At 38.0% G+C, this 15,904-nt stretch carries 8 protein-coding genes; all 8 read left to right on the top strand.

Going from position 1 to position 15,904, the window contains the following annotated elements; genetic code table 11:
• The first annotated feature begins 73 nt into the window (after positions 1 to 73).
• The 8 genes from BN2628_RS13235 (at position 74) to BN2628_RS13270 (ending at position 15,895) form a co-directional block, all read left to right on the top strand.
• Positions 74 to 1,312 (top strand): MFS transporter, encoded by a 1,239-nt coding sequence (locus BN2628_RS13235; protein WP_044224459.1) that lies wholly within the window; start codon positions 74 to 76, stop codon positions 1,310 to 1,312.
• A 342-nt stretch (positions 1,313 to 1,654) separates the two neighbouring features.
• Positions 1,655 to 3,073, top strand: coding sequence for a sialate O-acetylesterase (locus BN2628_RS13240; RefSeq protein ID WP_082002193.1), 1,419 nt, complete (start codon positions 1,655 to 1,657; stop codon positions 3,071 to 3,073).
• 697 nt (positions 3,074 to 3,770) lie between these two features.
• Complete coding sequence (locus tag BN2628_RS13245; RefSeq protein ID WP_044224453.1) at positions 3,771 to 4,928, top strand: OmpA family protein; 1,158 nt, start codon at positions 3,771 to 3,773, stop codon at positions 4,926 to 4,928.
• 251 nt (positions 4,929 to 5,179) lie between these two features.
• A complete protein-coding gene (locus BN2628_RS13250; protein ID WP_021931898.1) occupies positions 5,180 to 7,720 on the top strand; it encodes a hypothetical protein in 2,541 nt (846 codons plus the stop codon).
• 309 nt (positions 7,721 to 8,029) lie between these two features.
• Positions 8,030 to 10,207 (top strand): GH92 family glycosyl hydrolase, encoded by a 2,178-nt coding sequence (locus BN2628_RS13255; RefSeq protein WP_055097635.1) that lies wholly within the window; start codon positions 8,030 to 8,032, stop codon positions 10,205 to 10,207.
• 40 nt (positions 10,208 to 10,247) lie between these two features.
• The gene (locus BN2628_RS13260) at positions 10,248 to 12,491 is read left to right on the top strand and encodes a GH92 family glycosyl hydrolase (protein WP_055097638.1); all 2,244 of its coding nucleotides are present in this window, start codon (positions 10,248 to 10,250) and stop codon (positions 12,489 to 12,491) included.
• A 77-nt stretch (positions 12,492 to 12,568) separates the two neighbouring features.
• The gene (locus BN2628_RS13265) at positions 12,569 to 14,443 is read left to right on the top strand and encodes a T9SS type A sorting domain-containing protein (RefSeq protein ID WP_021931895.1); all 1,875 of its coding nucleotides are present in this window, start codon (positions 12,569 to 12,571) and stop codon (positions 14,441 to 14,443) included.
• An 87-nt stretch (positions 14,444 to 14,530) separates the two neighbouring features.
• Complete coding sequence (locus tag BN2628_RS13270; protein WP_021931894.1) at positions 14,531 to 15,895, top strand: MGH1-like glycoside hydrolase domain-containing protein; 1,365 nt, start codon at positions 14,531 to 14,533, stop codon at positions 15,893 to 15,895.
• Positions 15,896 to 15,904 lie beyond the last annotated feature (9 nt).

Below are 15,904 nucleotides of genomic sequence, written 5' to 3' on the forward strand. Positions count from 1 at the left end.
AATGCCGGAGCTGCAGAATGCTTTTCAGGAAAAGAAAAAGCTTCAAAGAATAGTATAATATTATATTGTCAATATGCAAAATAAGAAGTTTTATCCCTGGCTGGTAGTTGCCATGTTGTGGGTGGTTGCATTGCTCAATTATTTAGATCGCCAGATGTTGGCAACTATGCAGCCGTTTATGAAGATCAGTATCGAAGAGTTAAATTCTGCCGCTAATTTTGGACGGCTTATGGCAGTATTTTTATGGATATACGCGTTTATGAGCCCTATATCGGGGATAATAGCCGATCGGCTTAACCGGAAATGGCTCATAGTAGGCAGTTTGCTCGTATGGTCCATGGTAACCCTGACTATGGGTTATGCCAAAACATTTGACCAGCTCTACTTCTTACGTGCTATAATGGGTATAAGCGAAGCATTTTATATACCTGCAGGATTAGCACTTATAGTAGATTATCATCAGGACAAGACGCGTTCCATTGCCGTAGGAATACATACGACTGGTATTTACCTGGGGCAGGCGTTCGGCGGTTTCGGTGCTACGATTGCTGCGGTCACTTCTTGGCAGATGACTTTCCACACATTCGGACTGATAGGTATTGCTTACAGTCTTGTTCTGGTATTTTTCCTAAAAGAGAAAAAAGGTTACACGGTAGATAATACCCGAAAGATTACGATGCGACAGGAATTCTCCAATGCATTCAAAGGGTTGGGCATGTTGTTCGGAAACATCTGTTTCTGGGTGATATTATTCTATTTTGCAGCACCTAGTTTGCCCGGATGGGCTACGAAGAGTTGGTTGCCGACACTCTTCTCCGATACCTTGCATATGGATATGTCTCAGGCAGGTCCGCTCTCTACTATAACGATCTCGATGGCCTCCTTGGTCGGAGTATTGTTTGGTGGATACCTATCTGATAAATGGGTACAGAAAAACCTTAAAGGACGCGTTTATACGGGAGCCATAGGTTTAGGGCTCACTATTCCCGCCCTTTTCTTACTGGGATATAGTACGAGCTTTATACCTGTACTGGGCGGAGCACTTTGTTTCGGGTTAGGATTCGGAATTTTCGATGTAAATAATATGCCTATACTTTGTCAATTTGTTTCACCGCGTTACAGAGCTACCGGTTATGGGATTATGAATCTCGCAGGAATTTCTGCAGGAGCATTCATTACCGATTTTCTTGGAAAATCGATTGATGCCGGAAATCTTGGACGCGACTTTGCTATGCTTACTATAGTAGTAGCTTTGGCAATCGTATTGCAGCTGATTGTTCTGAGACCTAAAACGGTGAATATGACTGAATGATGAGATATAATCGAAAAATATGAAAAACTGCTATTAATTCTCTGGGGATTGTTGACAGTCGTCTCCCGGTAAGCAAAGGTGTATACATCTGTTTTCCGAGCATTTGCATATTATTTGACGGAGATTATATCGTTTCACATGATGAGTTCGGCTGAATAGATAGGATTCCAGTCCGCTTTTACCCGGATATTTCATTTATCGGATAAAGGAAAAATATGGAAACAGGTTACAATCACGTTGTGAACTATCGGACTTTTATCGGATTAGAAATGGCCAAGAGGTGGTGAAATAAAGAATATATACTTAAATACTAAATATTAAATATTAAATATAAATAATGACATGACAAGGAAAAATATTTTGTTGGTTTCGATGCTGCTTTATCTATCTGGTACGATGGCGCAAATAAAATTACCTTCGGTATTGAGTGATGGTATGGTATTACAGCAGTCTTGTGAAGCTGCCTTGTGGGGAAAGGCAGCTCCGGGAAAAGTAGTGTCGGTAAAGACTGGATGGGATGGGAAAACATATCGTACTACGGTGGCAAATGACAGTACATGGAAAATGAAAGTAAAAACTCCCGCAGCTTCATTAACATCCTATACTATACAGTTTTCGGGAGCAGGTAAAGCTGAAATCAAGAATGTCCTTATAGGCGAAGTGTGGCTTTGCAGTGGACAGTCCAATATGGAGATGCCCGTAAAAGGATATCCTAACCAGCCTATTGAAGGAGCATTACAGGATATTGTGGATTCCTCTAATAACTATCTGCGTTGTTATACTGTGAAAAGAGCAAGCGCTATTACCAGACAATGGGATTGTCCCGGAAAATGGGAAGCAGCGTCGCCCAACACGACAGGTGATTTTACAGCAGCAGGTTACTATTTTGCCCGCCAGTTGCAGAAAGTGCTCCGTATTCCTGTAGCCATATTGCATTGCAGTTGGGGAGGTTCAACTATAGAAGCCTGGATATCGTCCGATGCGATGAAACTCTTCCCTAATATGAAAATTCCGCGTACACAAGCCGAAAATAAAATACGCTGGAAAAGTCCTACTGTACTCTATAACGGTATGCTCAACAGCCTTGTCGGCTATACAATGCGGGGAGCCTTGTGGTATCAGGGAGAATCGAACCGTACACGCTATAAAGAATATGCCGCCCAGTTTGAAGCGATGCACAAGGATTGGATCGCAAAATGGGGTATAGGAGACTTCCCCATCTATTTTGCCCAACTGGCGCCTTTCGGTTATGAAGACAAGAGATACAACTGTGCCTTCATGCGTGAAGTGCAGGAAAAAATTGCCCGTACGCAGCCCAATACCGGTATGGTGGTATTGATGGATATCGGAGATTCTATATGTATACATCCGGGTAAAAAGCGTGAAGTAGGAGAGCGGTTTGCATGTATGGCACTCGCCAGAAATTACGGTTTCGACAAATTCCAGTATCAAAGTCCCCAGTACAGTTCGTTTGAAATAAAGGGCGACAGGATATTTCTGAAATTCGATTACGCGCCTTTGTGGCTTACTTCGTTTTACAAAGAGATAACCGGTTTCAAGATAGCCGGGGCCGATCGGAAATTTTATCCGGCGAAAGCCCTACTTACCCGTAAAACACTTGAAGTATATGCGCCTGAAGTTCCGAATCCGGTAGCTGTGCGGTATGGTTTCGAAGATTTTGTACAAGGAACCCTATGGGGTGTGAACGGTTTGCCGGTATCTTCGTTCCGCACCGATAATTGGGACGACGTAATATATTGATCACTATTTATTTTTTTGAAGTGTAGTGTGTAATTTTGTTCTCGGAAAACCCGTCTATAGGGCAATTACGGAAATAACTTTTGAAGAACCGGATAATTCTGAATAGGGTTATCCGGTATTTTAACTTTTGATTCAGCAATTTCTGTTCTGCTTTGAACTCCGAATTCTCATATTATTTCATATAACAATTGTAAAAGAGCATGCCCCATGTAATCAAAAGAGAGGAATCACTATCAAATACCTTGGGGCGTGTAATCGCTGATTCGAATCTATTTGTTTTAATAATTCGTTGTTTATCCTATTTTGTTGTTTGTAAAATCTACGTTTCGTAAAGGTATATAATGAATGGGGGCAAGAGCATTTATTGGAATAGTTTTTCAGATTGCTTCTATGGATGTGGGTCATTAAATGATTAGCTATATTCTTAGTCTTTTACTACTTTACTTTTAATAACATTATAATATTTTTAATACATGTAAATTTATATAAAAATAGCTGGATTATGGTTGTTATTGTGAAAAGATATTTAAGTATTAAAAAATAGAATATATGTTAAATCTTAATTGGTGTTTCAAACTTGTTATTTGTGTAACATGTTGTTTAAAATGTAACAGTTTTGAAAATAAATAAAAAAATGAGATTATTATTCGAAGCATGTGTAATATTTTATGATATAACCAATTAATATATTTAATTTATGAGAAAGTCTATAATTTTATCAGCATTCGTGATAACTGCATTTGCAGTGAATGCTCAGACTGACCAGAAGGCCCTTCAAGGAACAAAGTTGAAGGATAATTGGTCGATAGAACTTAAAACCGGTATGGTAACTCCATTGACCCATAGTTCATTCTTTAAAGATGCTCGTTTTACTTTCGGATTAGGAGTGACTAAGCAATTGACTCCTATTTTTGGTATGGAATTTCAAGGTATGGGGTATGTAAATACGACGCAGAGTAAGACTGCTATTGATGTATCTGATGTCAGCTTATTGAACAAATTTAATTTGATGAATCTTTTTGGTGGTTATACTGGAACTCCTCGTTTATTTGAAATGGAGGCTGTTGCCGGCATTGGATGGATGCATTATTATATGAATGGTCCCGGTGATGATAATTCTTGGTCTACTCGCTTTGGTTTGAACTTTAATTTCAATTTTGGAGAAAGCAAAGCTTGGACTTTGGGGATAAAGCCGGCGATAGTATATGATATGGAAGGGGATTTTAATGCTGCAAAAAGCCGTTTTAATGCTAATAATGCTGCTTTTGAATTGACCGCTGGTGTTGCTTATCATTTTAAGGGAAGTAACGGAAAACACCATTTTACAAAGGTAAGAGTTTATGATCAGGCAGAAATCAATCAGTTAAATGCTAATATAAATAATCTCCGTTCTCAGGTGGATAATAGGAATAGCCAGATAAATAGTGCTGCCCAGAGAATCCAAGTGTTACAGAGCGAACTTGATAATTGTCGTAATCAAGCTGCTAAGGTGCAGACAGTTGTAGAAGTTGAGACGAGTCGTGTCCCAGAGTCGATTATAACATTCCGACAAGGACGTTCTACTGTTGACGCATCGCAGTTGCCTAATGTTGAGCGTGTTGCAAATTATATGAAGAAGCATGCAGATGTGACAGTCGTAATTAAAGGATATGCATCTCCTGAGGGAAATCTCGAATTCAATAAGAAACTTGCACAGGCACGAGCTGAGGCTGTCAAATCTATTTTAGTGAAGAAATACAAGATTAATACATCTCGTATAACTGCTGAAGGGCAAGGAATTGGGGATATGTTTACAGATCCGGATTGGAATCGTGTAAGTATTTGTACTATTGAAGAGTTGGAAGTTGCTAAATGATAAAAAAGTTTGATTTATTACAAAAACTCTCGTCACTTTTTACAATGACGAGAGTTTTTTGTAAAGATGTGTCATTTTGTATATGAATTGGCTTAGTGTTTTTTGGGGACAGGAGGATATTTTTATATATTTAATTCTAAATTAAATATAAATATTGATTTTTTTGAAGATAATGGTATTTTCAGAAGCTATTTTCTTAGGTAATAAAAAAATCTTTTATCTTTGTGATTAAATATAGAAGTGCCTCATTTATGCTAAGAAAGTTTTTACTGTTATTTTTTTCATCTTTCTTTTTGGGGTTAAGTGGAAGTAACATTCATTATGGATTAACCTTTAATTCTCATGCTGTGAATCAGGATGTAAGAACTTCTTTAAATCTTACTCCGGATATGCCGATGTCTTTTTCGGAGGGTTTTTCTATAGAATTCGATATTAAATTTAATCCTGGCGTACAAGCTTATGGGTATGTCTGTAGAATTATTTCCGGAGATGACAGTAGTTTCGACATTATTTCAAATATTAATGCCAAAAAATTAAATTGTGTTTTAATTGACGTTGATAAAGCTTTGTCAAATGTCGATTTTAAGATATCTGTTCCTCAGAATAAGAGTGATTGGAGTAAAATGAAGATTAAATTTGGTCGAGATAATATTGTTTGTTCGATTAATGATATTTCTCAGACTATTCCTTATTCGTTTAAGAGATTCGATGATATTAAAGTTATTTTCGGCAAAAATTGGGACAAAATGTTTTATAGTTCTGATGTCCCTCCGATTACAATTAAAGATGTCATTATTCGAGATATTAAAAAAAATGTATTATACTCTTGGAAGTTAGATAAGTATGCGGGGAAAAAAGTGTATGACGATATATCTAGACGGGAAGCTTTAGTTGAGAACGGTAGTTGGGATATCGATAAGTATATTAAGTGGCATAAAGAAATATCGATACCTGTAACAGAGCGATATGCCCAGATTGCATTTGATTCTATTCAGAATCGTTTTTTTATAGCAACATCAGATTCTATGATATTTTTTGATATGGATGATTTCCATGTTGAAAGGATAAAGACACAGAAAGGTTCGCCTTTTGGAGCAGGAGGTAGTAGCCAGATGATTTATGACCGTAAGAATGACAGGCTGATTTCATACAGTTTGCTATATCCTGATTTTATACTTTATGATTTTGCAAAAAATGAATGGTCTGGGGATAAATTAGATCAGAGATTTGCACCGGCCCATCATCATAATCGCTTTATTGATGTAGAAAAAAATTGTTTGGTAACGTTTGGTGGATATGGGTATCAGACTTATAAAGCATGGATGTCTACCCATTCGTTAGATGGGGGGGATTGGGATATAGAAGATATGGTAGATTCTATAGCTCCTCGTTATTTATCTGCTTTAGGTTATCTGGGCGAAGGGAAGTTTTTGATTTTAGGCGGGTATGGGAGTATTTCAGGTCGGCAAGAAGAGTCGCCTAAGAATTTTTATGACTTGTATGAGTTGGATTCGCGGAAGAAGACTTGTAAGAAATTATTTGATTTGACTTTTCCAAAGGAACCTGTGGCTTTTTCTAATTCGATGATTGTCGATAAAGATAAAGCGTATGCTTTAGCCTATAACAATAATCGTTTCCATACCCAACTTAATTTGTGTGAGATAAGTCTTTCTGATGGTTCTGTTTCTATTCTTGCCGATTCCATACCTTATAATTTTTTGGATATGGAATCGTTTTGTGACCTTATATTGGATGAGGAGAAAACAATGTTATATGCAATTCTATTGCAGAAAACACACTCTGTGGGGTATAGTGTAGATTTGTATTCTTTAGCATATCCGCCCTTACGGATGTCAGACGTAGTTCAAAAGGTTTTGCCAGGTCAGGGTAGAGATAGGTCATTTATCTGGGGTCTGCTTTCATCTTTGTTTATTATCGTATTTGCGGGAATATATGTCATATTGAAAGTCAAGAAAAAAAGTGCTCAAAAGAAAAAGGAGAAAAATATTGTTCCACAATCTGAAGTTCTTAAGAAAAAGACGACTATTGAATTGAAGACACCTGTTTCTACAGTTAAGTTGTTAGGAGGGTTTCAGGTATTTGATAAGGAGGGGAAAGACATAACCGATAGTTTTACCTCCATTGTAAAACAAATATTTTTGTATATTTTGCTGAGTACGATTAAGGATGGAAAGAAAGTTACTTCTGAGAAATTGGATGAGACTTTTTGGTTCGAAATGGATAAGGCTAGTGCATCAAATAATAGGAGTGTTAATATTCGTAAATTGAGATTATTGCTCGAAAAAGTTGGAAATTTGGCAGTCGTAAATAAAAAGTCTTATTGGTTTGTTGAAATGGGCAAGGATATTATTTGCGATTATAACGAGATAATGCTTTTATTAAAGAAAGTAAAAGAAGAGAATATTATACGAATAGATTTACTGAATGCAATTTTGGATATAGCGCAAAATGGAGCACTCCTTCCTAATTTAAATACAGAGTGGGTCGATAGTTATAAATCAGAATATTCCAATTTATTGATAGAAATTTTATTGAAATCCATTTCCTTGACTGAAGTTGAATCTGATTTAAATTTACAGGTGAGAATAGCAAATGTAATTTTGCTTCACGATAATATTGACGAAGAGGCTATACAAATAAAATGTCGGGCTTTGTTTTTGTTGGGACAAAAGGGGGCTTCAAAACAGTGTTTTGATAAATATGTCCAAGATCACCAGCGTCTCCTTAATTCTAATCCTAAAATCAATTATGAAAATATTATAACCCGATGAACTTTGTTTCTAAGAATTAGAATGTAGGTTTTATAGCGGTTACGAGTCTAAATTAATAATAAATTAAGGTTTGGTTAAGAAAATAATCTTGTATTTTGTTTGACTTTTTTTTATTATATAATATGCATATATTCAATATGTTATAAAAAAGTATTGAACAAAATCATTTGATTAAGGTTTGGTTAATGTTCTGTTAGGTCCTTATACATAGATTTGCGTCACATTATGTTAGAGGAGGGGGTAAATGTGATTTCCCGAGTCTGTGTAAATAACCAATTTTAATCTAAAAATATCTTAAGTCTTAGGTCAATGAAAGGAATTATACCTTTTTTATTTAGTATTGTAGTGCTAGTATCATGTTCTGGTAATAAGCGAGTTTCTTCAGGAGTGGGACAATATGTAGATCCTTTTATAGGTACTACCTATACAGGGCATACTTTCCCTGGGGCTGTCTATCCGTTGGGAATGGTGCAGCCTGGTCCACAAACGGGTTGTATTGGTTGGGATTATTGTGCAGGGTATCGTTATGAAGATACGCTGATATGGGGATTCTCACAGAATCATTTGAATGGAACAGGAGTACCGGATATGGGAGATATATTGATTATGCCATTTTCCGGGGAGGTGGCAAAAGATTTTAAGAGCTCTTATTTGAAAGATTCAGAAGTAGCAACTCCGGGATATTATACTGTAGATTTGATAGATAATTCGGTAAAGGTAGAGTTGACAGCTACACCGCATGTTGCTATGCATCGTTATCAATTTGAAAAGAAAAATCCGGCTCTTTATATTAATTTTCAAAACGGTTCAGTAGGGAGTCAGCAAAGTTATGACAATAGGGTAATTCGTGCTGATGTACAGATTGAAGATGAATATACTATAACCGGTTATCTGAGAGTAAAAGCATGGGTCGAACGAGATATTTTTTATGTAATCAAGTTTGATAAGCCGATTATTGCTTCTGAGGATGTTGAAGATGGCAGAGCCGACAAAGGTCCTAGAAAATTGATTCGATTTGCAGATGAAAAGGAAGTACAAGTGAAAGTGGCGTTTTCGATGGTCAGTGTTGAGGGAGCTAAAAAGAATTTAGATTCAGAAGTAAAACATTGGGATTTTGATGTTGTAAAGAAAAATACGGAAAATAAGTGGGAAGAGTATTTGTCAAGAATCGAAATAGAGGGGAATGATGAGCAAAAGACTAATTTTTATACTGCATTGTATCATATGTTGATACAACCTAATAATATTGCTGATATAGACGGGCAGTATAGAGGGGTGCTGGATTCTGTGGCTCAATCTCCTTTCGGAGCATATTATTCGACACTTTCTTTGTGGGATACTTATCGTGCAGCTCATCCTATGTATACAATTGTTACCCCTGAACTTGTCCCTAATATGGTAAATTCGATGTTATTGCATGCAGAGAGCCAAGGATATTTACCGGTCTGGACTCTATGGGGAAAAGAGACGCATTGTATGATTGGTAATCATGCTGTTCCTGTCATAGTAGAGGCTTGTTTGAAAGGGTTTCCGGGCATTGACCAAGAACGTGCATATAATTTGATTAAAAAATCGTTGACAACTTCTCATTTTCATTATAAAGCAGACGTTTATGAAAAGTATGGGTATTTCCCTTTCGATATTGTTACCAAGGAATCGGTATCTCTGACGCTGGAATGTGCTTATGATGATTATTGTGCAGCTCAGTTGGCTAAAAAACTTGGCAAGGATGACGATTATGCATTTTTTATGAAACGGGCAGGTTATTATAAAAATGTGTTCGATAAAGAGACCGGATTGATGCGGGGAAAGGATTCTAAAGGTCAATGGCGCACTCCCTTTGACGTGTTCCATTTATCTCATGCCAGTACTGTAGGCGGTGATTATACAGAGGGTAATTCTTGGCAATACACCTGGCATGTACAACAGGATATTGAAGGTTTGACAGAATTGATGGGTGGCACTGAAAAAATGATAACAAAATTGGATTCTCTGTTTGTCATTGAGCAGGTTGTAGACCAGACAGGATTTGTAGGAGATGTTACGGGGCTGATTGGTCAGTATGCACATGGAAATGAACCCAGTCATCATGTGGTATATATGTATACTCTTTTAGGAAAAAATAGCCGTACAGCGGAGTTGGTTCGTGAAATTTTTGACCGTTTCTATCTGTCTAAGCCGGATGGTTTGTGTGGAAATGATGATTGTGGACAGATGTCTGCGTGGTATATGTTTAGTGCTTTGGGCTTTTATCCGGTCGATCCTGTCAGTTTAAAGTATGTTATAGGAGCCCCTCAAATCCCTCAGGCAAAAGTGAAATTGCAGAATGGAAAAGTTTTTACGATGATTGCGCACAACCTCTCTAAAGAGAATAAATATGTAAAGACCGTAAAAATAAATGGGCAGGAAGTAAAGGATTATATAATTGCTTATGATGATATTATGCAAGGAGGAACATTAGAGTTCGAGATGTCTGATATGCATTAAAATTGATGATTAAGGGATACTTGGTTGCATTATCTAAGAGATGAAAAACAAGAGATTCATATTGAGTGTTATTCTGGTCGCAGCAATATTTATATTAGGTTTGTTGGGAGGATGTTCTGCTGTAAAGGAGAAAGAGCCGGTTGATTATGTCAACCCCTATATGGGCAATATAAGTCACTTATTGGTACCTACCTATCCTACCGTTCATTTGCCGAATGGAATGATGCGTATTCATCCTCTACGTAAAGATTATACGGGCAATAAAGTTAAGGGTCTTCCTGTATTTCTTACAGGACATCGGGCAAATCATGCATTTAGTATGAGTCCATCTCAAGGTGAAAGCAGTCTGAGCCAGCCGGTAATCAATTACGATTATGATAATGAGAAGATAACACCTTATTCATATCGGGCATATTTAGATAATGTTTCGACAGATATATATTATGTCCCTTCCTATCAATCGGCAATGTATAAGTTCGAATACGAGGGGGAGGGAACACCGTGCTTGATTATTAGTTCAGAAAAGGGTGAAGTAGCAGTACAGAATAATTCAGTAAGTGCATGGCAACCTATTTCTGACAGTATAGGAAAAGTCTATTTGTATCTTGAGACAGATTGTGCACCGGTAGATAATACAGTGAAAGAATTTGGTGATTATCGAAGTCTGATTATGCAGTTTAAGACAAGTGACCGGGAGATAAAAGTACGGTATGGGATATCTTTGATAAGTGTTGAACAGGCAAAAAGAAATTTGAGGCGGGAAATAGTGAATTACGATATCGACAGTCTCGCAGTAAGTGGAAGGGATGCTTGGAATGAAGTATTGGGAAAGATAGAGGTGAAAGGCTCATCAGAAGAAGATAAAGCCGTTTTTTATACATCACTATATAGGGTTTATGAGCGGCCGGTCAATATATCGGAAGATGGGAAATATTTCAGTGGATTTGATGGGCAAGTGCATGAGGATAATGGCATTCCGTTTTATACAGATGATTGGATTTGGGATACTTATCGGGCAACACATCCGTTGCGCGTGATTATTGACTCCAAAAAAGAAATCGATATTGTCAATTCATTGGTGCGAATGGCTGAACAAAATGATGATGCTATGCCTACTTTCCCTGATTTTACAGGTGACACACATCGTATGAATGGTAATCATGGAGTTGCAGTAGTCTTGGATTGTTATGAAAAAGGATTGCGCAATTTTGATTTGGGTAAGGCTTATGAAGTCTGTAAAAATGCAATTACAGAGAAAACGTTGGCTCCATGGTCCGATAAAAAAGTGGGGAATCTGGATAAATTTTTTGAAGAGAACGGTTATTTCCCGGCATTAGATAATGGAGAAGAAGAAACTGTTCCGGAAGTTCATGGTTTTGAAAGACGTCAGCCTGTAGCTGTTACTTTGGGGACGGTCTATGATGAATGGTGTTTGGGAAACTTGGCTCGTCATATGGGAAATGATAAAGATGCTGCTTATTTTTTAGACCGGAGTTACAATTATAGGAAAGTGTTTCATCCGAATACGAAATTTTTCCATCCTAAAAACAGTAATGGTGATTTTATCGAACCGTTTGATTATCGATATTCAGGAGGTTTGGGCGCTCGAGGTGCTTATTGCGAAAATAACGGGTGGATATATCGTTGGGATGTTCCTCATAATATAAACGACCTGATAATGATGATGGGAGGACGTGAATCGTTTATCGGAGAGTTGGAAAAGATGTATGATACTCCATTAGGCAAGGCCAAATATAAGTTTTATACGGAATTACCTGACCATACGGGGAATGTAGGTATGTTCTCTATGGGGAATGAACCCGCGTTTCATATTCCGTATCTGTATAATTATGCCGGTGAGCCTTGGCGTACACAAAAGAGAATCCGTTCACTTTTGACACAATGGTTCAGGGATGATTTGATGGGTATGCCGGGAGATGAAGATGGTGGCGGTATGTCTGCTTTTGTCGTTTTTTCTCAATTAGGATTTTATCCGGTGACACCTGGTCTACCGATTTATGTGATAGGGAGTCCCGTATTTAAGGAAGCAGTGTTACATGTAGACAATAATAAAGTTTTTAGAATAATATGTCGCAATTATGCGCCTGAGAATAAATATATTCAGTCTGTGCGGTTGAATGGGAAAGAGTGGAATAAGTCCTGGTTCCATCACGATGATTTGGCACAAGGGGGAGAATTTGAGTTTATAATGGGCAAACGTCCCAATAAACAATGGGCTTCAGCAGTGGATGCAATTCCACCCTCATTCGAGATAAAAAATTAGAGAAATCAAATACCAGAAAAAGGATTTATTAAATATATCCGTAATTAAATTAAGTAACACATTAAAATTTTAGTTTTATGAAAAAACTGTTTTACCCGCTAGCATTAGCACTGTGTTTACAGCCGAGTTTATGGGCTCAGGACACTTTTTATGTGAGTGGTATGAATGGGAGTGATGAGAATCCCGGTACCGAAGAGTCCCCTTGGTATTCATTGAATGCCGAAAAATGGACAGAAGGTTGTACGGTAGTTGTATTGGACGAAATCTATCTTGACCCGGTAATTGGGATTGGTGAAGGACAAGAGGAAGTGAAAGTAAAGGAAGTTACTATCAAAGGTGGTGCTCCGGAGGCTGCTATCATAGGCTTGAATGATGAAGAGTTTGAATCTGGAGAACTCAATTATTCAAGTTTCTTCGATGTGAAAAGAGGAAAGTTGACATTGCAGGATATTACGTTGAAGAATTTGCGTCGGGAGGAAGGTACTACAGCAGGAGGTATGATTTTTGTAGACTCGTATTCTGAGCTGCATACCGAAAATGTGATTTTTAGAAATGCTGTTTCTGAGCAAGGGATAAATGTTCGTGGTGGTGCTATCTGTTGTGAAGGCAAAATATATGCTAAGAATACTACATTCGATGGCTGTAAAGCATTCCAGGGTGGTGCTATTTGCTTAAGGGAGACAGAGCAACCTATTGTTGGCCATTTCGAAAACTGTGTCTTCAGCAACAATGAATCGGCGGATGGCGCTGCTGATAAAGGTGCCGGTGCCGGTGGTGGTGCTTTTTATATCGACGGTTATGAGATGGATATAAAATTTGACAAGTGCTATTTCGAATCTAATAAAGCGTTGAATACAGCGAGGAATGCGACCGGTGGTGCCGTTTGGTTGAGGAGTAATGGTACGGCAGATATTCCTTGTGCTACCAATGTATTGTTTACTCATTGTACAGTAGCCAATAGCTACTCACAAGGAGCCAGTGGTTTCTTGCATTGGGCACGCCCCGACCAAGGTGAAATTAACTTGAAGTTTATCAATAATGTATTGTATAAAAATCGTACAGCAGGTCCGCAAGCTAATCTTATTACTGGTCAAAAAAGTGCTCCTACACCGGAAGTGTCGGGTAGCTTTGTATTTGTCAATAATACTTCTCTGTTGAATAATACCTATGTCGATGGTATAGAGCAGACGGACCAAAATGCAGTTAATATGTCTGACTTTGGAGGAGATTTTGACATGGTACTTGTCAATAATATTATGTTGGAGACGGTGAGAATAGATGGAGGTGAAAAACCTGTTACGTATAGCTGGGGCTGGTCTGTTAGAGAGAAAGATGCACGTTGTACCGGTGAATACATTATTAAGAACAATGTATATGATGGTGTAGGTGGATCGTATGATGCGACTTGGGGGGAAGGTTTCTTGTGGAATTTCCTGGATGAAGCTACAGCTACCGCTAATCGCAATAAGAGTGTCCGGGACAAGACCCTTGAGCAGAAGTACTTGCAATTGGGTATTGGTGAAGACTTGACGGTTCCTGCCGAAGGTGTCCCTTATATTGCTATTAGCGATGGTGAAGGTTATGCTGTTGATGGCGGTGTAGAATCGTTGATATATGATGGTGAAGAACTTATACCGCAAACCGATATTCGGGGAGTGGCAAAGACCGGTTATTCTAGAGATTTAGGTGCTTTTGAGTTTAACGGTGAAGCTTCTTCTATATCTTTAGAAAAAGTATTGTCTCAAGTACGGGTTTATCCGAATCCGGTAGCTGATGTTTTGTATTTCACAGAAGAAGTTGCCTCAGCTGAGATTTATACAACATTCGGTGCATGTGTTTCTGCTGTCTCTAATGTCAAATCCGTAAATGTTCAGAATTTGGCAAAAGGTATTTATGTCGTAAAAATAGAGACGAAAGACGGTAAAATATATTCAGAAAAAATACAAAAATAAATTGTAAAAATAGAGGGAATGCTGTGGAAAACAGTATTCTCTCTATTATAAAAATGTAATCTGATAGGGATATAAGTTTGCTCTATTATGGATAAGTCTCAGAGAATAAAATATTTGTTCTTGATTATTATGGTGTTGTTTATTATTTCCGCTCCTGTTTTTTCTCAAAAGGAAAATACGGATTGGAAAGAATATGCCATTGTGATAAAAAAGAATATATACAATGATTATAAAGGAATGTTTCGGGAAGAAGGTAATTCTCTGAAGTACCCTTTTATAACTCCGGGTAGCAGTCAGTATGCTGATGTTCTTTGGGATTGGGATTCATGGTTGACAAATGTTGCTTTACGCCAGATATTGGCGGATATGGGAAATGAAAAAGCATCGAAAGATGCGATAAAATACGAACAGGGTTGTGTCCTGAATTTTCTTGAATTCGGAGGTATGGACGGTTGGATACCGATAAATGTAAAACGGGACGCTGTAAGAGATAAAATACGTCCGAAAGATATTTATAGGACCAATATGCATAAACCTTGTTTGGCTCAGCATGCCGCATTTTTGACGGAGCTGAATGGCGGTGATGCAGAATGGATCAGGGAAAAATTTTATTTTCTCCAGACATTTGTAAATAATTATGTGAATCACCATCGGGACAGGGCTACGGGACTCTATTATTGGCAAAACGATGCAGCAATAGGGGTCGATAATGACCCTTGTACCTATTATCGTCCAGAACGCAGTTCTGCATCTATTTTTTTGAATTGCTTGATGTATAAAGAATTGGAGGCTATGTCGTATTTGTGCGAAAGGTTGAATCTATCGGAAACGGCACCTCAGTATAAGAAAAATGCATCGGAGCTTAAGACGGCTATACAAGAACATTGTTGGGATGAGAGAGACGGTTTCTTTTATAGTGTGGACCTTAATTTATTACCGGTAAAACAACCGGATACATTTGAGAGGCACAGTGGTATGCCTCGTGATTGGGACTGCCTGATTATGAGAATAGGAGTGTGGTCCGGTTTTTTGCCCATGTGGTCCGGTATTGCAACGCCGGAACAGTCAGAACGGATGGTCAAAGAACATTTTGAAAATGAGAAGACATTTAATGCTCCATACGGTATCCGGACACTTTCGAAAATGGAAAAGATGTATAATCTGAAAGCTTCCGGTAATCCGTCATCGTGGCTGGGTCCGATTTGGGGTATTTCCAATTATATGGTTTGGAGAGGGTTGGTCAAATATGGTTATGAACGAGAAGCGCATGAGTTGGCCGTGAAGACCGTAAAACTGTTTGGAAAGGATATAAAGCGTTTTGGTACGTTACATGAGTATTATCAACCGGAAAATGGCGAACCTATTCTTAATCCGGGATTCCAAAATTGGAATTATCTGGTGATGAATATGTTGGCGTGGTTAGAGAACAGACCTTTTATAGAGGAATTTTGATGGGAATAG

This window comes from Gabonia massiliensis, from assembly GCF_001403595.1.
GTDB classification, from domain to species: Bacteria; Bacteroidota; Bacteroidia; order Bacteroidales; family Coprobacteraceae; genus Coprobacter; species Coprobacter secundus.